General features: G+C 68.5%; 21 protein-coding genes. 17 read left to right on the top strand and 4 right to left on the bottom strand.

Annotated elements, in window-relative coordinates:
- Window positions 1-224: 224 nt before the first annotated feature.
- The 4 genes from HPA02_RS09515 (at window position 225) to HPA02_RS09500 (ending at window position 3,986) form a co-directional block, all read left to right on the top strand.
- Complete coding sequence (locus HPA02_RS09515; protein WP_146802948.1) at window positions 225-788, top strand: nicotinamidase; 564 nt, start codon at window positions 225-227, stop codon at window positions 786-788.
- Window positions 785-2,137: a nicotinate phosphoribosyltransferase gene (locus tag HPA02_RS09510; protein WP_146802947.1), complete on the top strand. Its 1,353-nt coding sequence runs from the start codon at window positions 785-787 to the stop codon at window positions 2,135-2,137. The genes HPA02_RS09515 and HPA02_RS09510 overlap by 4 nt, the downstream gene beginning before the upstream one ends.
- 103 nt (window positions 2,138-2,240) lie before the next feature.
- On the top strand, window positions 2,241-2,951 hold the full coding sequence (locus tag HPA02_RS09505) for a hypothetical protein (protein ID WP_244945899.1): 711 nt from the start codon (window positions 2,241-2,243) through the stop codon (window positions 2,949-2,951).
- Between the two features lie 108 nt (window positions 2,952-3,059).
- Complete coding sequence (locus tag HPA02_RS09500) at window positions 3,060-3,986, top strand: LysO family transporter (RefSeq protein ID WP_146802946.1); 927 nt, start codon at window positions 3,060-3,062, stop codon at window positions 3,984-3,986.
- Between the two features lie 107 nt (window positions 3,987-4,093).
- Here the strand turns inward: HPA02_RS09500 and HPA02_RS09495 are convergent, their stop codons facing one another.
- Window positions 4,094-5,584 (bottom strand): carbohydrate porin, encoded by a 1,491-nt coding sequence (locus HPA02_RS09495; RefSeq protein ID WP_146802945.1) that lies wholly within the window; start codon window positions 5,582-5,584, stop codon window positions 4,094-4,096.
- 449 nt (window positions 5,585-6,033) lie between these two features.
- On the opposite strand from HPA02_RS09495, the gene HPA02_RS09490 reads away from it, so the two are divergent.
- The 12 genes from HPA02_RS09490 to HPA02_RS09435 all read left to right on the top strand — a co-directional run bounded on the left by HPA02_RS09490 (window position 6,034) and on the right by HPA02_RS09435 (window position 20,259).
- Window positions 6,034-7,302, top strand: a complete 1,269-nt coding sequence (locus HPA02_RS09490) for an ABC transporter substrate-binding protein (RefSeq protein WP_146802944.1) — start codon at window positions 6,034-6,036, stop codon at window positions 7,300-7,302.
- A 14-nt stretch (window positions 7,303-7,316) separates the two neighbouring features.
- Window positions 7,317-8,279, top strand: coding sequence for a carbohydrate ABC transporter permease (locus tag HPA02_RS09485; protein WP_146802943.1), 963 nt, complete (start codon window positions 7,317-7,319; stop codon window positions 8,277-8,279).
- 1 nt (window position 8,280) lies between these two features.
- On the top strand, window positions 8,281-9,123 hold the full coding sequence (locus HPA02_RS09480) for a carbohydrate ABC transporter permease (protein ID WP_146802942.1): 843 nt from the start codon (window positions 8,281-8,283) through the stop codon (window positions 9,121-9,123).
- 199 nt (window positions 9,124-9,322) lie between these two features.
- A complete protein-coding gene (locus HPA02_RS09475; protein WP_146802941.1) occupies window positions 9,323-10,942 on the top strand; it encodes an alpha-glucosidase family protein in 1,620 nt (539 codons plus the stop codon).
- A 68-nt stretch (window positions 10,943-11,010) separates the two neighbouring features.
- A complete protein-coding gene (locus HPA02_RS09470) occupies window positions 11,011-12,117 on the top strand; it encodes an ABC transporter ATP-binding protein (RefSeq protein WP_146802940.1) in 1,107 nt (368 codons plus the stop codon).
- 117 nt (window positions 12,118-12,234) lie between these two features.
- Complete coding sequence (locus HPA02_RS09465; RefSeq protein WP_186809964.1) at window positions 12,235-13,284, top strand: LacI family DNA-binding transcriptional regulator; 1,050 nt, start codon at window positions 12,235-12,237, stop codon at window positions 13,282-13,284.
- Window positions 13,285-13,378: 94 nt separating this feature from the next.
- The gene (locus HPA02_RS09460) at window positions 13,379-14,794 is read left to right on the top strand and encodes an ATP-binding protein (protein WP_146802939.1); all 1,416 of its coding nucleotides are present in this window, start codon (window positions 13,379-13,381) and stop codon (window positions 14,792-14,794) included.
- Between the two features lie 13 nt (window positions 14,795-14,807).
- Window positions 14,808-15,494 carry a response regulator gene (locus HPA02_RS09455; protein WP_146802938.1) on the top strand — a complete coding sequence of 229 codons (687 nt, stop codon included), beginning with the start codon at window positions 14,808-14,810 and terminating at the stop codon, window positions 15,492-15,494.
- A gap of 113 nt (window positions 15,495-15,607) precedes the next feature.
- Window positions 15,608-16,228, top strand: coding sequence for a hypothetical protein (locus HPA02_RS09450; protein ID WP_146802937.1), 621 nt, complete (start codon window positions 15,608-15,610; stop codon window positions 16,226-16,228).
- A 389-nt stretch (window positions 16,229-16,617) separates the two neighbouring features.
- Complete coding sequence (gene betT / locus HPA02_RS09445) at window positions 16,618-18,639, top strand: choline BCCT transporter BetT (protein ID WP_146802936.1); 2,022 nt, start codon at window positions 16,618-16,620, stop codon at window positions 18,637-18,639.
- Between the two features lie 113 nt (window positions 18,640-18,752).
- A complete protein-coding gene (locus HPA02_RS09440) occupies window positions 18,753-19,709 on the top strand; it encodes a L,D-transpeptidase family protein (RefSeq protein WP_146802935.1) in 957 nt (318 codons plus the stop codon).
- A 76-nt stretch (window positions 19,710-19,785) separates the two neighbouring features.
- Window positions 19,786-20,259 (top strand): TlpA disulfide reductase family protein, encoded by a 474-nt coding sequence (locus tag HPA02_RS09435; RefSeq protein WP_146802934.1) that lies wholly within the window; start codon window positions 19,786-19,788, stop codon window positions 20,257-20,259.
- 50 nt (window positions 20,260-20,309) lie between these two features.
- Here the strand turns inward: HPA02_RS09435 and exaC are convergent, their stop codons facing one another.
- Window positions 20,310-21,830, bottom strand: a complete 1,521-nt coding sequence (gene exaC / locus HPA02_RS09430) for an acetaldehyde dehydrogenase ExaC (protein WP_146802933.1) — start codon at window positions 21,828-21,830, stop codon at window positions 20,310-20,312.
- A 138-nt stretch (window positions 21,831-21,968) separates the two neighbouring features.
- Between exaC and HPA02_RS09425 the strand changes: the two genes are divergently transcribed.
- Window positions 21,969-22,610, top strand: coding sequence for a response regulator (locus HPA02_RS09425; RefSeq protein WP_146802932.1), 642 nt, complete (start codon window positions 21,969-21,971; stop codon window positions 22,608-22,610).
- Window positions 22,611-22,628: 18 nt separating this feature from the next.
- Here HPA02_RS09425 and HPA02_RS09420 read toward each other — a convergent pair whose 3' ends face one another.
- Window positions 22,629-23,936, bottom strand: a complete 1,308-nt coding sequence (locus HPA02_RS09420) for a hybrid sensor histidine kinase/response regulator (protein ID WP_232340962.1) — start codon at window positions 23,934-23,936, stop codon at window positions 22,629-22,631.
- Entirely contained in the window at window positions 23,917-25,068 is a 1,152-nt protein-coding gene (gene nosP, locus HPA02_RS09415) for a nitric oxide-sensing protein NosP (RefSeq protein WP_146802930.1), read from the bottom strand. Before nosP ends, HPA02_RS09420 begins: the two co-directional genes overlap by 20 nt.
- Window positions 25,069-25,137 lie beyond the last annotated feature (69 nt).

Here is a 25,137-nt window from a genome sequence, read left to right as displayed (position 1 = left end):
GGGGTAGGCACTTCGCGGAGACGCTGTGAACCCATCCATGGGCGCTCGGCATTCTCGTCCCTGATAATGACGCTCCGCTCCGGCCTACCCCCAGCGCCCCTTAGCAATTCCAGCAAGGCTGCCTCGCTTCGCCCACATCCCAAGTCGTCGCCAAAGCCCCTACACAGCCTCACCGACGCGGCGTAGGCTGATAGGTACACGCTCGGAGACTCGGGAGGCTTCCCATGACCCGCGTGACCTATGGCCCCGACAGCGCCCTGCTGGTAGTGGATATGCAGAACGACTTCTGCGAGGGCGGCGCCCTGGCCGTCGCCGGCGGCCGGGCCCTGGTGCCGACCATCAATGCCGAGATCAGCCTCGCCGCCGCGGCCGGCGCCCTGGTGGTGGCCAGCCGTGACTGGCATCCGGTGGAGCACGTCAGCTTCCGGGAGCAGGGCGGCCCCTGGCCGCCCCACTGCGTCCAGGACACCGTCGGCGCCGCCTTCCATCCCGACCTGGCCCTGCCCGAGGAGACGGTGCGGGTCAGCAAGGCCTGCGCCTTCGATGCCGACGCCTACTCCGCCTTCGACGGCACCGGCCTGGCCGGCTTCCTGCGGCGTCATGGCATTCGCCGGGTGGTGGTCTGCGGCCTGGCCCTGGATGTCTGCGTCCGCGCCACCGCCCTGGACGCCGTAGCGGCGGGCTTCGCCACCCTGCTACTGGCAGAGGCCAGCGCGGCGGTGGCGCCCACGGGCCGCCAGGCCTGCCTCGATGAGCTGCGCCAGGCCGGCGTCGAGGTGCTCGAATGAGCACGCCCCTGACGGTCTCGGAGGACGAACTGGTCCTGCTCACCGACCTCTACCAGTTGACCATGACCCAGGCCTACTGGAAGGAGGCGATGGCCGAGCGGGCCACCTTCAGCCTCTTCTTTCGCCGCCTGCCGCCGACCCGGCGCTTTATGCTGGCCTGCGGTCAGCAACACGCGGCGGCCCTGATCCCCCGGCTGCGTTTCGGCGAGGCCGAGTTGGCCCAACTGGCCGCCACCGGCCTGTTCGAGGCGGCCTTCCTCGACTGGCTCGGGGAGTGGCGCTTTTCCGGCGAGATCCGAACCCTGCCGGAGGGCACCCCGGTATTCGCCGACGAACCCCTGCTGGAAGTGGACGCCCCCATCGCCGAGGCCCAGTTGCTGGAGAGCCTGCTGATGAACCTGGTGCAGTTGGAAACGCTGCTGGCCTCCAAGGCGGTGCGCCTGGTGATCGCCGCCCGGGGTCGCCCGGTGGTGGACTTCGGCCTGCGCCGCATGCACGGCATCGATGCCGCCGTGCGCGGGGTGCGCGCCTATCGCAGCGCCGGCCTGGAAGGCACCAGCAATGTGCTGGGCGGCCTGCGCCACGACCTGCCGCTGCGCGGCACCATGGCGCACAGCTATATCCTCGCCCACGACGCCGAGGCCGAGGCCTTCGCCGCCTTCGCCCGCCACTACCCGAACACCACCCTGCTGGTGGACACCCATGACACCCTGGCCGGGGTCGACCAGGTAATCGCCCTGCTCGCGGCCGAGCCCGAGCTCTCGGTGGCGGCCATCCGCCTCGACTCCGGCGACCTGGGGGCCCTGGCCCGGGGCGCCCGGCGGCGGCTCGACGCGGCCGGCCACGGAGATGTGAAGATCATCGCCGGCAGCGGCCTGGACGAGTGGCAAATCGCCGACTTGGTGGCCGAGGGCGCGCCCATCGATGGCTTCGGCGTCGGCACCCAGCTGGGCGTCAGCGCCGATGCCCCGGTGATCGACCTCTCCTACAAGCTGGTGGCCTATGCCGGCCGGCCGCGGGTCAAGCACTCCCCCGGCAAGATCAACCTGCCCGGCCCCAAGCAGGTCTATCGACGCCGGGATGCCGAGGGCCGCCCGATCGGCGATACCCTGGCCCGCCATGACGAGACGGGCATCGAGGGCGAGCCCCTGCTGGTGCCCCTGGTGAGGGACGGGCGAATCGACGACGCCCTGATGACCCTCGCCGACTCCGCCCGGGAACGGGTCACCGCGGCGCTGGCGGCCCTGCCCGGCCCCCTCCGACGCCTCGAGCCCCGGGCGGGGCCGGAGGACGACTACCCGGTGACCCTGAGCCCCGGCCTGGCGCGGCTGCGGCGCAAGGTCGGTTGACGCTAAAAGCGTGCCGAGCGTGCGCAAGAGGGAGAGGCATGGGAACCCCGTGCCGCCGAGGGTATCTCATCATGGCCCCCATCGGCCGGGATAAGGAGTCACCATGCTATTGCTGCCACGCTATCGTCCCGCCATCTGGCTTATCTCGGCGCTACTCGCCTCGCTGGTATTGGCCCTGCTGGCTCCCGACTCGGCCCGGGCAGACCCTCGGGAGACGCCACCGCGGCCTCGCCCCTTCGTCGCCGACTATGCGCTGGAGATCAGCGGCTGGCCCGACGCCCGGGTCAGCCACCGGCTTAGCCGTCATGGCGACTGGTGGGAGAGCGAGATGCGCGCCGCCATTCGCCTGGCCTCCGGCCATGAGCGCAGCCGCTTTCGCCTAGACGATGGCGGCCCGAGCACCAGCGCCTACAGCAGCGGCTACCGCCTGCTGGGCATCGGCGGCAGCTATCGCCTGGGCCACGACGAGCTGCGCGAGTTGCCCGACCGCCAGGCGGCGCTGTTCGAACTCTCCCGCCGTGCCGCGAACGGCGACTGTCGAGCGACCCCGCCCTGCCGGCTCCGCTTCGTCGATCACAAGGGGCGCGAGGAGCGCCTCGACTATCGCCCCCTGGCGCCCATCGCCCGACGCCTGCCCGACGGCGAGTCGATCCAGGCGACTCGCCTGGAGGCCTGGGAGCCCGACAAGCCCGAGCGGCGCCTGGTCTTCGCCTTCCACCCCGAGCTGCCGGGCCTGCTGCTCGGCGTGGAGTATCGCCGCGACGGCGAGCCGACCAACCGCTTGACCCTCCAGGCCCTGACCCTGACGGAGTAGCCGGGCAGTAGCCTGGCTTATCAGGCATCAGGGGAAATCATTTCTCTTTATTTCCGCCCATCGCTAAAGTAGGCCCCCTTTTACGGATGTCACTGCGATGGAGATACCATGCTCACCGGCCTGCTGATCGTGCTGCTGCCCCTGCTGCTGGGCTACCTGGTCCCGGTACACCATGCCGGGCTGCTGAGCGGGATCAACCGCGGCGTCAATGCCTCGGTCTACGTGATCCTGCTGCTGATGGGGGTCGGCCTGGCGGGCCTGGACGACCTGGCCGGCCAGCTATCGCGGATGGGCGGCCAGGCCCTGGCGCTCTTCACGGTCACCGCCCTATGCAACCTGCCGGCCCTGTGGTGGCTCTCCCGCCGCCTGGGGCTGAGCGCCGGCAACTCCACGGTGGTGGCCGGCGCCCCCACCAGCAAGCTGGCCGCCCTCGGCGGCTCCCTGGCCCTAGTGGGCGTGGTGATCCTCGGCGTGGTGGCGGGCCTGGTGGGCGGCGCCTGGCTAGGCGAGGCGCTGTTTCTCCACGCCGAGACCCTGGCGGAGTGGGTGCTCTATGCCTTGCTGGCGTTGATCGGCTGCCAGCTCAGGAACTCCGGCATGCCGCTCAAACAGATTCTCCTCAACCGCTTCGGCCTGGCCATCGCCACCACCCTGGCGGCGAGCTCCCTGCTGGCGGGCCTGCTGGCCGCGCCCCTGCTGGGCCTGAGTTGGAGCGAGGGCCTGGCCATGACCGCCGGCTTCGGCTGGTACTCCCTCTCCGCCATCCTGATCGGCGACCAGCTCGGCCCCTTGCTCGGCGGCGTGGCCTTCTTCAACGACCTGGCCCGGGAGCTGCTGGCCTTCCTGCTGATTCCGCTGCTGATCCGCCGCCATGCGGCCCTGGCCATCGGCTATGGCGGCGCCACCTCCATGGACTTCACCCTGCCGGTGATCCAACAGCATGGCGGCGTGGCCTGCGTGCCCATCGCCGTGGTCAGCGGTTTTATCCTCTCCCTGCTCTCGCCACCGCTGATCCTGTTCTTCTTGTCGCTGTAGCCAAGCCATAATCGGCGGAAACTCCTCCGCCCGGAACGAGAAAAGCCCGCGTCCGGGGACGCGGGCAAGCTCGAAACGGTAAGCCGTGAGTCCGGCGGGCTCCCGGCCTAGAACCAGACCTCGGTCTGCACGCCAAAGCTCCACTGGCCACCGGTGAAGCCCTCGTCACCGAAGCTGCCACCGAACTCGTTCAACTCCTCGTTCCAGTCGGTGTAGGAGGCGAAGGCCCGGATCTCCGGACGCTGCCAGAAGCCACCCACCTGGGGCTTGAAGGTGGGCGCGATGGTCAGCTTGCCCCAGTGGCCGCTGACGGCGTTGCCGCCCGCGCCCTGGTCGAGATCCATGTACTGATAGCTGCCCTCGTACTGCAACTCGAAGTTCTCGGTGATCTCGTTGGCCAGGCGCAGGTTGAGGGTGGCCCACTCGTAGCGGTCGCCGGAAGCGAGGCGATCCTCGCTGGTCTCGGCCAGCAGCGCCGGGGCGATGCGCCAGTTGGAGCTCAGGTAGGTGGTGCCATAGACACCGACCCGGGTGGCAGTGGCATCCTCGGTCAGCCCACCGTTGCTGCCCAGCCCCTTGACCTCGGCCCCCAGCCCCTGGCCATGCAGCAGCGCCACCTTGAAGTTGCCCTCCCCCAGGCCGAAGAAGCTGTCGCCGTGATAGGCGATCATGGTCTGGAAGCCGCCGTCGGCCGCCGTATTGCCCTCTCCCTCCAAGACCCGCTCGTCGTTGTCGGCGGCCGAGATGCCGTTGACCATCCACTGCCAGTTACCGAAATAGTTATTGGCGGTGAGGATCAGGCTATCGGTGTCGTCGGTCAGGCCGGGGTTCTCGCGGCTGACCGGGAAGTCGCTGAAGCTGCGCCCGTAGAGCGAGAAGTTGGCGCGCCAGCTGTCGGCCAGCTGGACATCGTAGATACCCGCCCCGGTACCGGCCAGGAAGACGAAGTCGCTGTCGAGCCAGTGAATGTCGAAGTTGTCGCGATCGAAGCGCTTGCCGGCCCAGATGGAGGCGTTCTCGAAGGCGCCGGTGAAGCTCGGCAGGTCGCTGAACTCGGCATAGACCTGGCGCACGTTGAGGTTGGAGTCGCCGTTCCAGTCGTTGCTGGTGGTGGTACCGTCGGCCAGCATGGTGCGGTAGTGAGCACGGGCGCCATTATCGAAGCGCATGCGGTAGTTGAAGATCGCTTCGGCATAGGTGTCGGGCTCGTTGCCTAGCCGACCCACGGCGCCCCCCACGGAGCCCGCCGGCGTCACATAGGGCCCGCCGGGAAGGCTCTTGCGATCCTCGCCCAACAGTAGCCCGGAGCGGGCATAGACATTGAAGGAGAAGCCCTCCTCCCCGCTGGCCTGGCGCTCGACCCGGGCCAGGCGCTCCTCCACCTCCTCGGTGGTAAGACGGCCCTCGGCCTGGGCCTCGGCGAGCGTGGCACGCCGTTCGGCGGCCTCGGCCCGCTGCTCGGCGGCGGCGATACGCGCTTCCAGCTCGGCCAGGCGCCGTTCCAGGTCAGCGTCCTGGGCGGCGGCGGTTCCGGCCAGGGCGACCCCGGCGGCGGCGATGGCGATGGCGAGTGGAGCCTTGAAGGTGGCGACATTCATGTTCGTTGCTTCCCCTATTGTTATCTGTCTGGGTTCTGGGCGTACCGGGGACACGCCCCGGCGCCGGGGCCCCTGTCCGCTCCGCTCGGCGCCTGAGTCGTCTCAGCACACAAGTCGCCTCAGCGCCGAATCATCTCAGCGCCGAATCATCTCAGCGCCTGCCACTGTATCGTTTAAGTTTTGCGGCACGATCCGGCCCGCGGGCAGGCAAGGACACGGCCAAAACTTAATCGTTTAAGCTTTCTTGCTCAACGCGGCTCGAAGAAATTACGACCAATGTCTAGGAGTCGTCGCCAAATGGTGTGCCGGCACCATTCCCTAGACAAAAGTCTAGGTTGATGGGGCCGCGTTCGATGGTCTTTACTGAGCCCACGAGCTTAATCGTTTAAGACGAGCGTCCCGCACGCCCCATAACAATCCACAAGACACGCCGACGAGGACTCCAGCATATGTCGAAGCAGTCATTGATCACCGCCATCGCCCTGGGCACCGCGGCCCTGGCCGGCGGCGGCCAGGCCCTGGCGGCCGACCTGACCATCTCCTGCGGTGCGGTGGGCGTCGAACTCGAGCTCTGCGAGCAAGGCGTCAACCAGTGGGAGGAGCAGACCGGCCATAGCGTCGATATCGTCTCCACCCCCAACTCCTCCACCGAGCGCCTGTCGCTCTACCAGCAGATCCTCTCCGCCAACTCCAGCGACATCGACGTGCTGCAAATCGATGTGGTGTGGCCGGGCCTGCTGGCCAACCACCTGCTCGACCTCGGCGAGACGCTGGGCGAGGACGCCGCCGCGGGCCACTTCCCGGCCATCGTCGAGAACAACACCGTCGACGGTCGCCTGGTGGCCATGCCGTGGTTCACCGATGCCGGGGTGCTCTACTACCGCAAGGATCTCCTCGAGGAGTACGGCTTCGAGCCCCCCGAGACCTGGGAGGAGCTCACCGCGATCGCCCGCGAGATCCAGGCCGGCGAACAGGCCGCCGGCGACCGCATCTGGGGCTATGTATTCCAGGGCCGCGCCTACGAGGGCCTGACCTGCAACGCCCTGGAGTGGGTGGCCAGCCACGGCGGCGGCACCATCGTCGATGCCGAGGGCAACCTCACCGTCAACAACGCCGACGCCGCCTCGGCCCTGGACCTGGCCGCCAGTTGGATCGGCGATATCACCCCCGAGGGCGTGCTCAACTACACCGAGGAGGAGGCCCGCGGCCTGTTCCAGTCCGGCAACGCCGTGTTCATGCGCAATTGGCCCTACGCCTGGTCGCTGGCCCAGGGCGAGGAGAGCGAGGTCCGCGGCCGGGTGGGCGTGGTCAAGCTGCCCCATGGCGAAGGGGGCAATAGCGCGGCGACGCTAGGCGGCTGGAACCTGGCGGTCTCCCGCTACAGCGAGAACCCCGAGCTCGCCGCCGACCTGGTGGCCTTCCTGACCGGCGAGGCCGAGCAGAAGCGCCGCGCCATCGAGGGTTCCTACAATCCGACCCTCGAGCGCCTCTACGCGGACGAGGAGGTGCTCGCGGCGGTGCCCTTCTTCGGCACCCTCTACGATACCTTCGCCAACGCCGTGGCACGCCCCTCGGCGGCGACCGGCGAGAGCTACGGCCGCGTCTCCAACGCCTTCTTCGACACCACCCATAGCGTGCTCTCCGGCGAGATGTCGGCCACCGACGCCCTGCCCCAACTGGAAGGCCAGCTGCGTCGCCTCGAGCGTCGCTGGAAATGATCCAGGAGCCCGACATGACCACCACGACTCCCAGCGCGCCCACGAGGGCGCGCCCCTATCGCGGCACCAAGGTCCGCCGGCAGCGGGTACGCGCCGCCTGGACCTTCCTCGCCCCCATGCTCGTCGCCCTGGCCCTGGTGGCCGGCTGGCCGCTGCTGCGCACCTTCTACTTCAGCCTCACCGACGGCACCCTCTCGACACTGGGCGACGCCAGCTTCATCGGCCTGGAGAACTACCTGGTCTACGACGACGGTGCCTGGTACGGCCTGCTCACCGACCCCATGTGGTGGCGCTCGGTGTGGAATACCCTGTTCTTCGCCGTGGTCTCGGTGTCCCTGGAGGTGGTGTTCGGCGTTATCGTCGCGCTGATCCTCAACGTCGAGTTCCGGGGGCGCATGCTGGTGCGTGCCGCGGTGCTGATCCCCTGGGCGATCCCCACCATCGTCTCGGCCAAGATGTGGGCCTGGATGCTCAACGACCAGTTCGGGATCATCAACCACCTGCTGATGACGCTGGGCATCATCGACGCCCCCATCGCCTGGACCGCCAGCGCCACCTACTCCATGTGGGCGGTGATCCTGGTCGACGTCTGGAAGACCATCCCCTTCGTCGCCCTGCTCGCCCTGGCCGCCCTGCAGATGCTGCCCAAGGACTGCTATGAGGCGGCCGAAGTCGACGGCATCCATCCGGTCAGAGTGTTCTTCAAGGTGACACTGCCGTTGATCACTCCGGCGCTGATGGTGGCGGTGATCTTCCGCCTGCTCGACGCCCTGCGCGTGTTCGACGTCATCTACGTGCTGACCTCCAATGCCTCCAGCACCATGACCATGTCGATCTACGCCCGCCAGCAGTTGGTGGAGTTCCAAGACGTGGGCTACGGCAGCGCCGCCTCGACCCTGCTGTTCCTGATCATCGCCCTGGCCACGGTGGCCTACCTCTACCTGGGCCGCAACCGCCTGCAACTGGGAGGCGACTGACATGACCTCACGCCGACTCACCAAGCTCGTCGCCCGCCTCGGTTTCTGGGTGCTGGTGGCCGTGGTACTGCTCTACGCCGTTTTCCCCTTCTACTACGCCGTGATCACCTCGCTGAAGCCCTCCGGTGAGCTGTTCACCGTGAGCTACTGGGTGGATTCGCTGGACGTCTCCAACTATGTGGCGATCTTCAGCCAGAGCAGCTTCGTGCGCGCCATTTTCAACTCCCTCTTGGTATCGATCAGCGTGGTCTTCATCGCCCTGCTGCTGGGCATCACCGCCTCCTATGCCCTGGGGCGGGTACGCTTCCGCGGCCGCACCACGGTGATGCTGGTGATCCTCGGGGTGTCGATGTTCCCTCAGGTGGCGGTGCTCTCCGGCCTGTTCGAGGTGATCCGCGCGCTCAATCTCTACAACAACCCGGCCGGCCTGATCCTCAGCTACACCATCTTCACCCTGCCCTTCACCGTCTGGGTGCTGACCACCTTTATGAAGCAGTTGCCCCAGGAGCTCGAGGAGGCGGCGATCATGGACGGCGCCACCCCCTGGGTGACCATTACCCGGGTGTTCCTGCCGCTGATGTGGCCGGCCATGGCGACCACCGGACTGCTGGCCTTTATCGCCGCCTGGAACGAGTTCCTCTTCGCCCTGACCTTCACCCTCTCCGACGACCAGCGCACCGTGCCGGTGGCCATCGCCCTGATCTCCGGTGGCAGCCAGCACGAGCTGCCCTGGGGGCCGATCATGGCCGCCTCGGTGACCGTCACCGTGCCCCTGGTGGTGCTGGTGATGATCTTCCAGAAACGCATCGTCTCCGGCCTCACCGCCGGCGCCGTCAAGGGCTAACCCCATGCGATGCCACCCCAGGTGGAAAGACCAAGGGGCGCTGGGGGCAGGCCAGAGCGAAGCGTCTTTTTCAAGGATGAAAAAGTCGAGCGCCCAGGGAAGGGTTTACAGCGTCTTCGCGAGGCCTGAGCCCAGGTTAGCCCCGTCTTTCATAAGAGCACTCAGCTAGCACTGTTTTATGTCTCTCAAGGATCCCAAGATGCAAGACAACCTGACCTGGTGGCGCGGTGGCGTCATCTACCAGATCTATCCGCGCAGCTTTATGGACGCCAACGGCGACGGCATCGGCGACCTCGAGGGCATCACCGAGAAGCTCGACTACGTGGCGAGCCTCGGCGTGGACGGCATCTGGCTGTCGCCCTTCTTCACCTCGCCGATGCTCGACTTCGGCTACGACGTCAGCGACTACCGCGATGTCGACCCGATGTTCGGCACCCTGGACGACTTCAAGGCGCTGCTGGCCCGCGCCCACGAACTGGGCCTCAAGGTGATGATCGACCAGGTGATCAGCCATACCGCGGAGGCGCACCCCTGGTTCCAGGAGAGCCGCGCCGACCGCACCAATGCCAAGGCGGACTGGTACGTCTGGGCCGACCCAAAGCCGGATGGCACGCCGCCCAACAACTGGCTGTCGATCTTCGGCGGCTCGGCCTGGACCTTCGACTCCCGGCGCCGCCAGTACTACCTGCACAACTTCCTGACCAGCCAGCCGGACCTCAACTTCCACCACCCCGAGGTGCGTGCCGCCCAGCTCGACAATATGCGCTTCTGGCTGGAACTCGGCGTCGACGGCTTCCGCCTGGACACCGTCAACTTCTACTTCCACGACCCGGCGCTCACCGACAACCCCCCGGTGCCCGCCGGCGAGGCCAAGACCCTCGGCGCCCCGGACGCCAACCCCTATACCTGGCAGCGCCACGTCTATGACCTGAGCCGCCCGGAGAACCTCGACTTCCTGCGCGAGCTGCGCGCCCTGATGGACGACTTCCCCGGCACCACCACGGTGGGCGAGATTGGCGACGACAACCCGCTGGAACGCATGGCCGAGTACACCGCGGGCGGCGACAAGCTGCACATGGCCTACACCTTCGACCTGCTCAACGCGCCCCGCTCGGCGGCCTATCTCCGCGAGGTGATCGAGCGCTTCCAGCGCCTGGCCGGCGACGCCTGGCCGTGCTGGGCGCTCTCCAACCACGACGTGGTGAGAAGCGCCACGCGCTGGGGCGCGGACGAGGACCCACTCGCCTATCCCAAGGTGACCCTCGCCCTGCTCTTCTCGCTGCGCGGCAGCGTCTGTCTCTACCAGGGGGAGGAGCTCGGCCTGCCGGAAGCCGAGGTGCCCTTCGAGCGACTCCAGGACCCCTACGGCAAGGTGCTGTGGCCGGAGTTCAAGGGCCGCGACGGCTGCCGCACGCCCATGCCCTGGGAGCCTAGCGGGAATGGCGGCTTCACCGCCGAGGGCGTCGAGCCCTGGCTGCCGGTGGAGGCCCGCCAGCTGCCGCTGGCCGTCGCCCGCCAGCAGGACGACGCGGCCTCGGTACTCAACGCCACCCGTCGCCTGCTGGCCTTCCGCACCGCCCACCCGGCGCTGGTCGATGGCGACCTGAGTCTGGTCGACGTCGGCGCGGACCTGCTCGGCTTCGTTCGCGAGAAGGGCGACGAGCGGCTGCTCTGCGTCTTCAACCTGACCGGCCAGGCCCGCGAGACCCGGCTGCCGATGGCGGTCGGCGACGCGCTGGCGGGGCACGGTTTCCATGCCGAGCGGGACGGCGAGACCCTGCGCCTGCCCCCCTACCAGGCCGCCTGGTTCACCCTCTGAGCCACACTCATAACAACAGGCCGGCCCGGACGAGGCCTCCCGCTACCGGGCCGGCAAGGAGACACCCCATGGCAAGCGTCACCCTCGACAAGGTCAACAAGGTCTTCGGCCACACCCCTATCATCAAGGACGTCGACCTCGATATCGGCGACGGCGAATTCGTGGTCTTCGTCGGCCCCTCCGGCTGCGGCAAGTCGACCCTGCTGCGGCTGATCGCCGGGTTGGAATCGATCAGCGACGGCGAGCTCTCCATCGCTGGACAGGTGGTCAACGACCTGCCGCCCCGCGAGCGCGGCGTGGGCATGGTCTTCCAGTCCTATGCGCTCTATCCGCATATGACCGTCTACGAGAACATGGCCTTCGGCCTCAAGCTCGCCAAGACCGCCAAGGAGACGATCCACGAGCGGGTCATGGCCACCGCCCGCATCCTGCAACTCGAGGAACTCCTCGAGCGTAAGCCCAAGGCGCTCTCCGGCGGCCAGCGTCAGCGCGTGGCCATGGGTCGCGCCATGGCCCGAGAACCGCGCATATTGCTGTTCGACGAGCCGCTCTCCAACCTCGACGCCTCGCTGCGCGTGCAGATGCGCAACGAGATCGCCCGCCTCCATCAGCGCCTGGGCTCCACCATGATCTACGTCACCCACGACCAGGTGGAGGCCATGACCCTGGCCGACAAGATCGTGGTGCTCAACGCCGGCCGGGTCGAGCAGGTAGGCACGCCCCACGAGCTCTACCAGCGTCCGGCGACCCGCTTCGTGGCCGGCTTTATCGGCTCGCCGACCATGAACTTCCTGCCGGCGACGCTGGTGACCGGAAACGACGCGGGCTGCCGGGTGCGTGCCGCGGGTATCGGTGAGCTGGCCCTGCCCCAGGACACCGCCCAGCAGGTGGCCGGCGAGGCGCTGACCCTGGGCGTGCGCCCCGAGCACCTGCGGCTGGCCGAGGCCGCCGGCGACAACGCCTTCGAGATCGTCAACGTCGAGTACCTGGGCAACGAGGTCTATGTCTACCTGGAGCCCAAGGCCGGCGAGACCCTGCTGATCCACCGCAGCGAGGCGCCCAGCCCCTGGCGGGTCGGCCAGAAGGTGGCCCTCGTGCCCGACCCCGAGCAGGTGCACCTGTTCGACGCCGGCGACCGGGCGCTGGGCGTGGCCACCGCCCGGGCGGTGGCCTGAGGCTGGAGGTGGCGCCTCGCCGACGCGGCGCCACCCGGGGTCGCGGTGGCCAAGGGCCGGGATTGCGCCTATGATAGCGAGCTAACTGAATCGATCCAGATGGCGAAGGAAGCCCACGTGTCTACCCCCCGTCGCATGACCCTCAAGGACCTGGCCCGGGAGCTCGGTGTCTCCACCGCGACCATCTCCAACGCCTTCAATCGCCCGGACCAGCTCTCTCCCGCCCTGCGCGAGCGCATCCTCGGCGAGGCCAAGCGCCTGGGCTATCGCGGCCCCGATGCCAAGGCCCGCAGCCTGCGCACCGGGCGCTCGCGGATCATCGCGGTGGTGCTCGCCGAGAGCCTGACCTACAGCATCAACGATGCGGTAGCCAGCGAGCTGCTCTCCGGCATCGCCGAGGTCCTCGATGCCCACGGCCATACCCTGCTGCTGCTCTCCGCCCGGCAGATGCGCAGCGAACTGCCCGGCGCCGCCAGCATGGCGGATGGGTATATCGTCTATGGCCTGATGCCCAGCCAGGACCTGCTGGAGCCCCTGCCGCCCCAGTCGCCGCTGGTGGCGGTGGACTTCGATGTGGAGGGCCGCCCCTCGATTCATGTGGACGACGAGCCGGCCTGCTACGCCATCGCCCGCCACGCCCTGAGCCGCAGGGCACGCCGCCCCGCCATCATCAACCTGCGCCTTACCGCCGAGCCCTGCAACGGCCCCATCGGCGCCGACCGGCGGCTGCTCAGCGCCGACCAGACCATCACCCGCTCGCGGCTCTCCGGCTTCTATCGGGCCCTGGCCGAGGCGGGGCATGATCCCGCCGGCGTGCCCATGTGGAACGTCGAGGAGAACACCTTCGAGGTATGCGCCCCGGTGCTCGAGGCGCTCCTCGACCTGCCCGAGGACGAGCGTCCCGACCTGCTGCTGTGTATGTCCGACCGCATCGCCCTGACCGCCCTGACCCTGGCCGAGCGGCGTGGCCTGCGCGTCCCCGAGGACCTGCGCCTGACCGGCTTCGACGGCATCGCCGAGGGCCAGTACCGGGCCCCGCGGCTGACCACGGTGCGTCAGGACAGCGTCGAGAAGGGGCGCATGGCGGCGCGTATGATCCTCGGCCTGATCGAGCCCCGCTCGCATACCCTCACCACCGATCTCTGGCTCGGCGACAGCTGTCCCTGAAGGGCTTGCACATTCCCTGCATAATGGCTGACCAAAGCCTGCACCCCGGCGAGCCAGACTGGGGTGTTTCCCGCTCTCGTGTGGAGAGATCAAGATGCGGCTGCCCCGCTACCTGCTATCGCGCCTCGGCTTCAAGCTCTTCGCCGTGATCCTGGTGGTCAACGTGGCCACCTCGGCGCTGCTCTTCGTGGGCGTTTCGCGCAGCCTCGACCAGGGCTTTATCGACTACCTGGAGACCACCCAGGCCAACCGCGCCCGCCAGCTCGCCGAGGCCCTGGGCGAGGAGTGGCGCCGACGCGGCGACTGGCAGTGGCTGCGCGAGACCCACCGCGCCTGGTATCGCCTGGTGCGCCAGCAGCTATTGGCCGGTCGCGAGGACCCCCGGGGCCTGGAGCCGCCGCTCGGCAATGCGCGGGACTTCGTGCTCAACGATGCCCAGGGGCTGCCGGTGATCGGCCTGGAGCGCCGCCACGACGAGGAGGAGGCCCCGGAGCTGGTCTGGCTGCCCATCGAGAGTGACGGCGAGAAGGTCGGCTCCCTGGGCTATCGGCGTCCCGAATCGCTGATGGCGCGCATGGACCGGGTCTTCCTGGAGCGCCAGCAGCGCAACCTGAGCATCATCGTCGCCTCCCTGGTGGTGGCCTCGCTGCTGCTGGCCGGCGGCCTCTCCTGGTGGCTGGGGCGACGCACCGGCGGCATGGCCCTGGCCACCCGGCGCCTCACCGAGGGTGACTACAGCATGCGCCTGACCGAGCGCGGCCACGACGAGCTGTCGCGCCTGGCCCACGACTTCAATGTGCTGGCGGCGACCCTGGAGGCCAATCGCCAGGCCCGCAGTCGCTGGGTCGCGGATATCGCCCATGAGCTGCGCACCCCCCTGGCGGTGCTGCATGGCGAGATCGAGGCGATGCAGGACGGTATCCGTCCCCTCAACGAGACCAGCCTGCACTCCCTCGCCCAGGAGGTGGCCCAGTTGGAGCGCCTGGTGGCCGACCTGCGCCTGCTGGCGCAGAGCGATGCCGGCGCCCTGGAGGCCTCCCTGGCGCCCCTCGACCTGAGCGAGGCCCTGGCCACCCGGCTGGAGGAGGCCCGGGGCTGGCTGGAGGACCGCGGCCTGACCCTGGAAACCCATATCCAGGGCCCGGCACCGATACGCGGCGATATGCAGCGCCTGCGCCAGCTGTGGAATAACCTGCTCGACAATAGCTGCGCCTACACCGAGGCCCCGGGGCACCTGAGGGTGACCCTGAGCCACGACGCCGAGCGGGTGCGGGTGACCTGGGAAGACAGCGCCCCCGAGGTGCCCGCGGCGGCCCTGCCGCGGCTCACCGAGCGCCTCTACCGGGTCGAGGGCTCCCGCAACCGCGCCAGCGGCGGCAGCGGCCTGGGACTGGCCATCGCCAAGGCGCTGGTCACCACCCATGGCGGGCGCATGCACGCCTCCCCCTCACCGCTGGGCGGGTTATGCTGGACCCTCGAGTTCCCGCGCCTGCTGGAAGACACCCGCTAACGGAGACCACGCCATGCCCCCCGATGACACCATCCTGGTGGTGGAAGACGAGCCCAAGATCGCCCAACTGGTGGGCGACTACCTGGCGGGCAACGGCTTCGCCTGGCACCACCTCGCCCATGGCGATACGGTGATTCCCTGGCTCGGCGAGCAGACCCCGAGCCTGGTACTGCTCGACCTGATGCTGCCCGGTACCGACGGCCTGACCCTGTGCCGGGAGATCCGCGCCCGCTGGCCGGCACTGCCGGTGATCATGCTCACCGCCCGGGTCGAGGAGGTGGACCGCCTGCTGGGCCTGGAGCTGGGCGCGGACGACTATATCTGCAAGCCCTTCAGCCCCCGGGAGGTGGTGGCGCGGATCAAGGCGGTGCTGCGCCGCAGCCGCGCCCAGGATGCCCCCGTGGTGGAGAACGGCCTGAGCCTCGATGACGAGGGCTGGCGGGCCCTGGCCGACGGCCATGACCTGGAGCTGACCGCGGTGGAATTCCAACTGCTCAGGGTGATGATGCAGGCCCCGGGGCGCATCTTCTCCCGGGATCAGTTGATGGATCATATGTACCGGGATCACCGGGTGGTCTCAGAGCGCACCGTGGACAGTCATATCAAGAAGCTGCGCAAGAAGATCGCCGAGGTCTGGCCGGAGCGCGAGATCATCCGCTCGGTCTATGGGGTCGGCTATAAATACCAGCCCGAGGAATGAGCCGCATATCGGCAAGCGATGAAATAATATCCGCGCTTCCCCGAAGCTTGCACCCTCCCTGCACAAGCGGCGACGACACTGAAGGCATCGACACACCGCAAAGGAGACGTTCGATGCCGATCACCCGCAAGCTGCTGATGCCCGCCCTGCTGACCCTGGCCATCGCCCCCCTGTCGCTGACGGCCCTGGCCGATGGCCAGCGCGGCGGCCACCCCGGGGGGCACCATGACGCCGGCCCCCACCACGAGGCACTGCTCGAGCGCCTCGACCTGGATGCCGAGACCCGTGCCGCCATCGACGAGGCCCGCCGCGCGCACCAGGCGGCGCTGCGCGAGCTGCACGCCGAGCACCGCGCCGAGTTGGAGGCGCTGCTGAGTGACGAGCAGCGCCAGGCCCTCGCCGAGGCTCGTCAGGAGCAGCGCGAGCAGCGCCGTGCCGCCATGCAGGCGCGCCTGGATGCCCTGATCGACGGCTGGGAGCTCTCCGAGGAACAGCGTGAGGCCCTGACGGCCACCCGCGCCACCATCGCCGGCGACCTGGCCGAGCTCCGCGAGCGCGAGTTCGGCGACCGGGAGACCCGTCGCGACGCGCTGCGCGAGCTGCGCGCGTCGCACCACGCCGCCCTCGCCGAGATCCTCGACGAGGCCCAGCTCGCCGAGCTCCAGGAGGCCATGCGCCCCGAGCGTGGTGAGCGTCACGGCAAGGATCGCGGTCACCGCCACCACGACGCCTAACCCGCGCTTCCCTCCCCCCACGACGCCCGGCCCCTGCCGGGCGTCGTCGTTTCACGCCCTCTCCCGCCCTCTCCACCCCCCGGGTTGAAGATCCGTCGAGAAGCGCGTATTTTATTTGAACGGGCAATCAATAAAAATCCATTATGCATTAGCGATTGCCGGTCGCCTCGCCGACCGTGCCGGGGAAGCCCATCGGCTCCCCACTTGCCCCGACGCGACGCTTATCGCGTGTCTCGTATCCCGTTGCGACCTTGGCCGGCCCATAAGCAGGCAGGGCGATGAGATCACCGCTATTTTAATTGTGCGTTCAATCAAAATAACGACGATCCCAACCCCAGCACCCGGCCTCCTCGGTGCGAGACACAATATCAATAACTAGGGAGTCCCCCATGAACCAAGACAACCCGCGACGCGACCGGCTAAACCCCGCCGTCTTCCACGGCTCGGTGGCCGGTATCCTGGTCTTCCTCGTCCTGACCATGACCTTCACCGACCAGGCCGGCGCCTTCTTCGATGCCGCCCTGGCCTGGGTCAACCAGACCTTCGGCTGGTACTACATGCTGGCGGTGGTGGCCTACCTGGTCTTCGTGATTCTGATCGGCTGCTCGCGCTTCGGCAGCATCCGCCTTGGCCCCGACCATGCCCGGCCGGAATTCTCGCTGCTCTCCTGGTCGGCGATGCTGTTCGCCGCCGGTATCGGCATCGACCTGCTGTTCTTCAGCGTCGCCGAGCCGGTGGCCCACTACCTGGCGCCGCCGGACCTGACTCCGGAGAGCCAGGAGGCGATGCGCGCCGCCGTGGTGCAGACCTTTATGCACTGGGGCCTCTCCGGCTGGGGCCTCTATGTGCTGATGGGCATGGCCCTGGCCTACTTCAGCTATCGCCATCGCCTGCCGCTGGCGATCCGCAGCGCCCTCTACCCGCTGCTGGGCAAGCGCATCCATGGCCCCATCGGTCATGCGGTGGATATCACCGCGGTGATCTCCACGGTGTTCGGCATCGCCACCAGCCTGGGCATCGGGGTGATGCAGCTCAACTACGGCCTCAACTACATGTTCGACGTGCCGGAGAGCCTCTCGGTGCAGGTAATCCTGATCGTCCTGGTGGTGATCATGGCCACCATCTCGGTGGTCAGCGGCGTGGAGAAGGGCATCCGTCGCCTCTCCGAGTTCAATATGCTGCTGGCGCTGGCCCTGCTGCTGTTCGTGCTCTTCCAGGGCCACACCCTGCAACTGCTCGACAAGCTGGTGAACAACGCCGGCGACTACTTCGCCGGCTTCGTGGCCAAGAGCTTCGACACCTACGCCTTCACCGGCGAGGGCGCCAACCAGTGGAAGATGTGGTGGACCATCTTCTTCTGGGGCTGGTGGATCGCCTGGACGCCCTTCGTCGGCCTCTTCCTGGCGCGCATCTCCCGCGGGCGCACCATTCGCGAGTTCGTCGCCGGGGCCCTGGGCATCCCGCTGGCCTTTATGATGGTGTGGATGTCGGTGTTCGGTAACAGCGGCATCGAGCTGGTGGCTCAGGGCGCCGTGGAACTGGGCGAACAGGCCCTCAACACCCCCCAGACCACCATGTACACCCTGCTGGAGTCCTACCCCTGGGTGGGCCTGACCGCCGCCGTGGTGACCATCCTGGGCATCGTCTTCTTCGTCACCTCGGCGGACTCCGGGGCCCTGGTGCTGGCCAACTTCACCTCCATCCTCTCCGACGTCAACCACGACGCCCCGGTGCGCCTGCGCATCTTCTGGTCGGCGGTGATCGGCCTGGTCACCGTGGCCCTGCTGATGGCCGGCGGCCTGGCGGCCCTGCAGAGCGCCGTGGTGGTCACGGCGCTGCCCTTCTCGGTGGTGATCTTCGCCATCATGGCGGGCCTCTACCGGGCCCTGCGCATGGAGGGCGACAAGGCCGAGGCGCGGCGCCGCATCGCCGGCACCGCCCCCGGCGGCGACTGGCGCGAGCGTCTCGACCGCGCCCTGGACACCTCCACCCGGGCCGGCGCCGCCGCCACCATCGAACACGCCATTCGCCCGGCTTTGACCCAGTTCGCCGAGGAACTGGAGGGCCGCGGTCAGAGCGCCAGCGTCAGCGAGGAGCGCCTCGAGGACGAGCCCCTGCCGCGACTCACCCTGCAGGTGGACTTCGAGGAGGCCCAGAGCTTCGTCTACCAGGTGCGTCCTCATCGCCTGCGGGCACCGAGCTTCCTGCCGGCGGATGATGACTACTACCTGCGCCTGGACGTCTACCTGGCCGAGGGCGGCCTGGGGCAGGACCTCAATGGCTATACCCGCGGCCAGGTGATCGGCGACGTCCTGGCGGAGTATGAGCGTCACCTGGAGTTCCTGGCCCTGTCCCGCGCCGATAGCGCCAAGGTGCATGCCATGCCCGGCTCCATCGGCGAGCTGAGCTAACCACCACGCGCCATGCCAGCAGAACGACGGCGGCCCTTCGGGGCCGCCGTCGTCGTATGGTCCCCCCGCCCCCTCAGCGGGTATGATGGCGCTTCCCCTAGCCGAGGTACGTGATGATGTTGGATACCGCTCGCCGGCAACGCCCCTGGTCCTCCCTCCTGGCCCTGCTGCTGCTGGCCCTGCCCGGCGCCGCCCTGGCCGACGACGACTGGCCCCGGGGCCACTACCCGCTGCCGGAGCACGGCAGCCTGGTCGGCGCGCCCTATACGGTCGCGGCGAGCCACGAGCAGACCCTGCTGGATATCGCCCGGGAGCATGCCGTGGGCTACGAGGAGATCCGCAACGCCAACCCGGAGGTCAGCCTGTGGCTGCCCGGCGAGGGCACCGAGGTGGTGATCCCCGCCCAGCACCTGCTGCCGGACGCGCCCCGGGAGGGCATCGTCATCAATATCGCCGAGCTGCGACTCTACTATTATCCCGAGGTGGGCGACGGCGAGACGCCACGGGTCGAGACCTACCCCATCGGCATCGGCCGCGAGGGCTTCGATACCCCGCTCGGCACCACACGCACCACCATGAAGCTGGAAGACCCGGCCTGGTACCCTCCCGAATCGGTGCGCCAGGAAGCCGCCGCCCGGGGCGAGGAGGCTCCCGCCGTGGTGCCGCCGGGGCCGGACAACCCCCTGGGACGCCACGCCATCCTGCTGGAGATTCCCGGCTACCTGATTCATGGCACCAACCGCCCCGACGGCATCGGCATGCGTGCCAGCCGCGGCTGCATCCGCATGTTCCCGGAAGACGTGGAGGCGCTGTTCCGCTCGGTGCCGGTGGATACCCCGGTCAACCTGATCGACCAGCCCTTCAAGGCCGCCTGGCAGGACGGCACCCTCTACGCCCAGTCCTTCGCCACCCCCGAGGTGGAGGAGCGGGCCCTGAGCCACCGCCTCGAGGCCCTGGCTACGCTGGAAGCGCTCAAGGCCGAGGCGCAGGTCGCCATCGACTATGCCGTGCTAAGCGAGGCCCTGGATGCCGCCCCGGGACGGATCGTCGGCCTCTCCCCCGGCGCCTGATTGCTTCCCGGAGCTATCCAGCTCGGAGCCATCCAGCCCGGAGCTATCCTCATAAGAAACCCAGGAGGATAGCCCCATGACGCCGTCTCCCGAGTGGCAGGTCTCACGATGGCTGAATAGCGAGCGCCCCCTGACCCTCGCCGGGCTCAGGGGGCGGGTGGTCCTGCTCCACGCCTTCCAGATGCTGTGCCCCGGCTGCGTGCTGCATGGCCTGCCCCAGACCCAGCGGGTGGCGCGGCTGCTGGCCGGCACGCCGCTGACGGTGGTGGGTCTGCATACCGTCTTCGAGCATCACGCGGTGATGGGGCCCGAGGCCCTGGCGGTGTTTCTCGCCGAGCATCGCTACGACTTTCCGGTGGGCATCGACGCCCCCGGCCCCGCCGGCGCCCCCCTGCCTCGCACCATGCGAGCCTATGGCCTGGAGGGCACCCCCAGCACCCTGCTCTTCGATGCCCGGGGGCGACTACGCTATCGCCACTTCGGCGTCGAGGAGGACCTGCGGCTGGGTGCCCAGCTAGGGCTGCTGCTGCAGGAGGCGGAGACCCCCTAACGACGGCGGGGGCGCCATGGCGCCCCCGCGGCTGTCGCTCCCCGAAGGGATCAGAAGAAACCCAGCGGGTTGATGTCGTAGCTGACCAGCAGGTTCTTGGTCTGCTGGTAGTGCTCGAGGGCCACCTTGTGGGTCTCGCGGCCGACGCCAGACTTCTTGTAGCCGCCGAAGGCGGCATGCGCCGGATACTGGTGGTAGCAGTTGGTCCAGACGCGACCGGCCTGGATGCCGCGCCCCATGCGGAAGGCGACGTTGATATCGCGGCTCCAGACCCCGGCGCCCAGGCCGAACTCGGTGTCGTTGGCGATGGCCAGCGCCTCGGCCTCGTCCTTGAAGGTGGTCACCGCCACCACCGGGCCGAAGATCTCCTCCTGGAAGACGCGCATCTTGTTATGGCCCTTCACCAGGGTCGGCTGGATGTAGTAGCCCTGGTCGATGCCCGCCTCGAGGCTCTCCTTGTCGCCACCGGTGAGGAACTCGGCGCCCTCCTCCCTGGCGATCTCCATATAGGACAGGATCTTGTCGAACTGCTCCTGGGAGGCCTGAGCGCCCACCTGCACCTCGGTGTCCAGGGGGTTGCCGCGCTTGATCTGGCTGACCTTGTCCATGACCCGGGCCATGAAAGCGTCGTACATGGACTCCTGGATCAGCGCCCGGGACGGGCAGGTACACACCTCGCCCTGATTGAAGAAGGCCAGCACCAGCCCCTCGGCGGCCTTGTCGATGAATGCCGGCTCGGCGTTCATGATGTCGGCGAAGTAGATGTTCGGCGACTTGCCGCCCAGCTCCACGGTGGAGGGGATGATGTTGTCGGCGGCGCACTTGAGGATATGCGCGCCCACCGGGGTGGAGCCGGTAAAGGCGATCTTGGCGATGCGCTTGCTGGTGGCCAGCGCCTGGCCGGCCTCGGCACCGTAGCCGTTGACGATATTGACCACCCCCGGCGGCAGCAGGTCACCGATCACTTCCATCAGCTTGAGGATCGAGGCCGGGGTCTGCTCGGCGGGTTTCATCACCACGCAGTTGCCGGCGGCCAGCGCCGGGGCCAGCTTCCAGGTGGCCATCAGCAGCGGGAAGTTCCAGGGGATGATCTGCCCCACCACGCCCAGCGGCTCGTGGAAGTGGTAGGCCACGGTATTGGCGTCGATATCGGCGGCGGTGCCCTCCTGGGCGCGCAGGCAGCCGGCGAAGTAACGGAAGTGGTCGATGGCCAGCGGCAGGTCGGCGTTGAGGGTCTCGCGCACCGCCTTGCCGTTGTCCCAGGTCTCGGCCACGGCCAGGGCCTCGAGGTTCTGCTCGATGCGATCGGCGATCTTCAGCAGGAGATTGCTGCGCTCGGCAGCGGCGGTCTTGCCCCAGGCCGGGGCAGCCCGGTGGGCGGCGTCCAGGGCCAGCTCAATATCCTCGGCACCCGAGCGCGGGATCTCGCAGAACACCTGGCCATTGACCGGGCTGACGTTGTCGAAGTACTGGCCCTTCACCGGTGGCACGAACTCGCCGCCGATATAGTTGCCATAACGGGACTCGAAGCCGACCACCGCGCCGGGCTGACCGGGATTGGCGTAGATCATGGCGTATCTCCTGAAATTATCGTTGTCGAATCGGACACCTCCCAGTGTTGGCCAACGGCGACAGTCGGGGCATCATGCCATGGCAGGAGGAGGCCTCCTCCTTTGGGAGGAGGCGACTATCGACAACGAGGAGCGTCCATGCATAGGTTGCTGGTGGCCGACGACCATCCCCTGTTTCGCGAAGCGATTAGCGGCGTGATCGCCGCCGGCCTCGAGGCCAGCGAGGTCCTCGAGGCGGCCAGTCTCACCGAGGCACTGCGGCTGGCCGCGACCCATGAGGCCCTGGACCTGGTGCTACTCGACCTGGGACTGCCGGACGCCGACGGCCTGAGCGGCCTGGCCCGGCTGCGCGAGGCGGCGCCGGAGCTGGCGGTGGTGATCGTCTCCGCCGAACAGCAGCGGGCCACCGTGCTCGAGGCCCTGGAGCTGGGCGCCGTGGGCTATATCCCCAAGTCGACGCCCCGGGAGACGCTGATCGACGCCCTGCGCCAGGTGCTCGACGGCCAGGTCTATCTGCCGCCGACCATCATGCGCGCCCCGCCCGCCCCCGCCCCGTCGCCTGCTCCCCTCGGGGAGAGTCCCCTGACGGGGCTGACCGACAAGCAGCGCGAGGTGCTGGCGCATATGGTGCGGGGGGAGTCCAACAAGATGATCGCCTACCGCCTGGCCATCGCCGAGACCACCGTCAAGACCCATGTCTCGGCGATCCTGCGCAAGCTCAGGGTCAGCAGCCGGGTCCAAGCGATCCTGCTGGCCAGCGACTGGCAGCGGCGCGACTGACTCGGCGGCGCGGCTGACTCAGCGCCGCCGCAGGCCGAGCATGGCCATCTTGAGGCGCAGCGGCTTGACCGGCTTGAGCAGATAGCCGTAGCCCCGGGCCCGTGCCGCCGCCTTGAGCTCGGCATCGTGATAGGCGGTGATCAGGATCACCGGCAGCTCGGGCCACTCCCGGCGCAATCGCGCCGCCACCGCCAGGCCATCCGTCTCGCCCAGGTGATAATCGACGATCAACAGGTCCGCCCTCTCGCCGCGCTCCAGGTCGTCGACTCCGGTCGCGGTCACGGCGTCGCACCCCCAGCCTTCGAGCAGGGCCCGCATGCCAATGCAGATCTCCGGGTCGTTATCGATCACCCAGGCGGTCAGCCCCCTCAGCGGCGCCTCCGCCCCGACCTCCGGCGGCGGCGCCGGATAGGCCCGCCCATAGGGGATCCGGATCGAGAACCGGGAGCCCCGCCCGGGCCGCGAGACCAGCCCCAGGGGATGATCGAGCAGGCCGGCGATGCGCTCGACGATGGCCAGCCCCAGGCCCAGGCCGCGGTCGAGCCGGCCCCGCTCGGCGGGGCCGCGGCGAAACTCCTCGAAGATCGTCCGCTGCTGGTCCTCGGCGATGCCGCTGCCGCTGTCGACCACCCAGATCTCGAGCCCCTCGGCGCGACGCCGGCAGCCCAGCAACACCCGCCCCGACGTCGTATAGCGGATGGCATTGCCGAGCAGGTTGCGCACCACCCGGGCCAGCAGGGTCAGGTCGGAGTCGATGACCGCCCGGCTCGGCACATAGTGGAAGTCGAGCCCTTCGGCGGCGGCCAGCTGGCGATGCTCCTCGGCCAGCACATCGAGCAGCTCTCCGACCGCGAAGCTGCCGCGATCGGGCGTCAGCACCCCGGCATCCAGCCGCGAGATATCCACCAGGGTGCCCAGCAGCGTCTCCACGTCCTGCAGGGAACGCCCGATATGCCGCACCAGGCGCCGCGGCTCCTCGCCCAGGTCCTGGGACTCCAGGGCACTGCTGAACAGGCGTGCCGCATTGAGGGGCTGCAGCAGGTCGTGGCTGACCGCGGCCAGGAACTTGCTCTTGGAGAGGTTGGCCGCCTCGGCCTCCGCCTTGGCCTCGCGCAGCGCCTCCAGGGTGTGGCGCAGGGTCTCGGTGCGCTCGCGCACCTGTTCGGCCAGCACCACCGTATGCTCGAAGGCGGCATAGGGGGCGGTGCCCGGTTGGGCGCTGGACTCCACCCGCTCGATCAGGGCGGCACAGATGCGCCGCAGGCGGGCGTTCTCCTCGGCCAGCGCCGCCTGGCTCTGGCCCGGCTCAACCCCTGGCAGATCCAAGGGCGACGCCGGTGAAGGTCTGGTTGATATGTCGACCATGGTGCTGCTCCCCATAGGTATTGAAGCCGATCACCCGACGCTCCCGCAGCAGCCGGGAAGCCGCCTGCTGCTGTCCCAGGGCCTCGATCTCCAGGCGCCGCAGGAAGCAGTCGCAACCGATGATCAGGCTCGGCGGGCCCAAACGACTGGCCAGGGCATCCAGGGTGGTGGCCAGGTCCTCGAGGATCGGCGCCGGGGTCATGGCGGTCAGCACGATGCCAGTCTCCACCGCACAGTAGAAGCTCAGGCTGCCATCCGCATTGACTCGCTGAATGGAGCGCACGAAGTAATCCTCGCCGATGCGTACCGCCAGGGGATGGCGAGCGAAGACCCCGGCGTCCAGGGCCTCGGGGGCCAGTCCCACCAGCCGGGCATAGGCCTCGACGGCGGGGACGCCGTTGAGCTCCAACACCCGGCGTCGCTCCCGGTCGGCGCGGGTGACCACCAGCTTCTCGACCCGCGGGCGCAGGTGGTGGGTGCTGAAGACCTCGAAGGGCAGCCGGGTATTGACGGCCACCACCACCGCCGCCTCGCCATGGAAGCGCCCCTCGCAGAACACATGGGTATGGGCCAGGTGATTGTCGTCCCCCGCCGAGCCCCCGAAGCTGGGGATGCTGCCCAGGGCCGCGTCCAGGGTCGCCAGGACCTGCTCCTCGCGGCTGGAAAGGCCGTCCAGCAGGGTCATCACGAAGGTCTGCTCGGCGATGGGCGCCAGGGCGTGCCGCCGGCAGTCGGCCAGCAGGTCGTCGCAGAGGCGCTGGGCCTGGACCAGGTCGAAGGCCTCCAGGTCGGTGACCAGGCCCAGGGAGACCGCGAAGTGACGAGCATCGAAGCCGATGGCGACCACTCGTCCCCGGCCATAACCCTCGGTGGTGATCTCCCCGGCAGTGGTGCAGCCGGCGACGGGCACCTCGCCGAAGGCGGCGGTCAAGGCCTCGCCCAGCGCCGCCAGGGGATACTCGGCGCTGCAGAAGAACAGCACCAGGCCCAGGTGGGGATGGCGCAGCGCCGCCGCCAGCTCGGCGGCGGCGGTCTCGGGGTCTCGGGCCCGGCTATCGGCCTGGCACAAAGGCGGGGCGACGGTATCGCGCATGGCAGGGCATCCTTCTCGATCTGCGGCCAGTCTAGCAGCCCGAGAAACGCCGGGATAAGCCGCCACTTG

The sequence above is a fragment of the Bisbaumannia pacifica genome (assembly GCF_007989625.1).
Lineage (GTDB): Bacteria > Pseudomonadota > Gammaproteobacteria > Pseudomonadales > Halomonadaceae > Bisbaumannia > Bisbaumannia pacifica.
This window is presented reverse-complemented; position numbering and strand designations above follow the sequence as displayed.

What these genes read in the sequence shown, in the direction of transcription:
- HPA02_RS09515 (WP_146802948.1), top strand. Translation starts at nt 225, where the DNA reads ATGACCCGCGTGACCTATGGCCCCGACAGCGCCCTGCTGGTAGTGGAT.
- HPA02_RS09510 (WP_146802947.1), top strand. Translation starts at nt 785, where the DNA reads ATGAGCACGCCCCTGACGGTCTCGGAGGACGAACTGGTCCTGCTCACC.
- HPA02_RS09505 (WP_244945899.1), top strand. Translation starts at nt 2,241, where the DNA reads ATGCTATTGCTGCCACGCTATCGTCCCGCCATCTGGCTTATCTCGGCG.
- HPA02_RS09500 (WP_146802946.1), top strand. Translation starts at nt 3,060, where the DNA reads ATGCTCACCGGCCTGCTGATCGTGCTGCTGCCCCTGCTGCTGGGCTAC.
- HPA02_RS09495 (WP_146802945.1), bottom strand. Translation starts at nt 5,584, where the DNA reads ATGAATGTCGCCACCTTCAAGGCTCCACTCGCCATCGCCATCGCCGCC.
- HPA02_RS09490 (WP_146802944.1), top strand. Translation starts at nt 6,034, where the DNA reads ATGTCGAAGCAGTCATTGATCACCGCCATCGCCCTGGGCACCGCGGCC.
- HPA02_RS09485 (WP_146802943.1), top strand. Translation starts at nt 7,317, where the DNA reads ATGACCACCACGACTCCCAGCGCGCCCACGAGGGCGCGCCCCTATCGC.
- HPA02_RS09480 (WP_146802942.1), top strand. Translation starts at nt 8,281, where the DNA reads ATGACCTCACGCCGACTCACCAAGCTCGTCGCCCGCCTCGGTTTCTGG.
- HPA02_RS09475 (WP_146802941.1), top strand. Translation starts at nt 9,323, where the DNA reads ATGCAAGACAACCTGACCTGGTGGCGCGGTGGCGTCATCTACCAGATC.
- HPA02_RS09470 (WP_146802940.1), top strand. Translation starts at nt 11,011, where the DNA reads ATGGCAAGCGTCACCCTCGACAAGGTCAACAAGGTCTTCGGCCACACC.
- HPA02_RS09460 (WP_146802939.1), top strand. Translation starts at nt 13,379, where the DNA reads ATGCGGCTGCCCCGCTACCTGCTATCGCGCCTCGGCTTCAAGCTCTTC.
- HPA02_RS09455 (WP_146802938.1), top strand. Translation starts at nt 14,808, where the DNA reads ATGCCCCCCGATGACACCATCCTGGTGGTGGAAGACGAGCCCAAGATC.
- HPA02_RS09450 (WP_146802937.1), top strand. Translation starts at nt 15,608, where the DNA reads ATGCCGATCACCCGCAAGCTGCTGATGCCCGCCCTGCTGACCCTGGCC.
- betT (WP_146802936.1), top strand. Translation starts at nt 16,618, where the DNA reads ATGAACCAAGACAACCCGCGACGCGACCGGCTAAACCCCGCCGTCTTC.
- HPA02_RS09440 (WP_146802935.1), top strand. Translation starts at nt 18,753, where the DNA reads ATGATGTTGGATACCGCTCGCCGGCAACGCCCCTGGTCCTCCCTCCTG.
- HPA02_RS09435 (WP_146802934.1), top strand. Translation starts at nt 19,786, where the DNA reads ATGACGCCGTCTCCCGAGTGGCAGGTCTCACGATGGCTGAATAGCGAG.
- exaC (WP_146802933.1), bottom strand. Translation starts at nt 21,830, where the DNA reads ATGATCTACGCCAATCCCGGTCAGCCCGGCGCGGTGGTCGGCTTCGAG.
- HPA02_RS09425 (WP_146802932.1), top strand. Translation starts at nt 21,969, where the DNA reads ATGCATAGGTTGCTGGTGGCCGACGACCATCCCCTGTTTCGCGAAGCG.
- nosP (WP_146802930.1), bottom strand. Translation starts at nt 25,068, where the DNA reads ATGCGCGATACCGTCGCCCCGCCTTTGTGCCAGGCCGATAGCCGGGCC.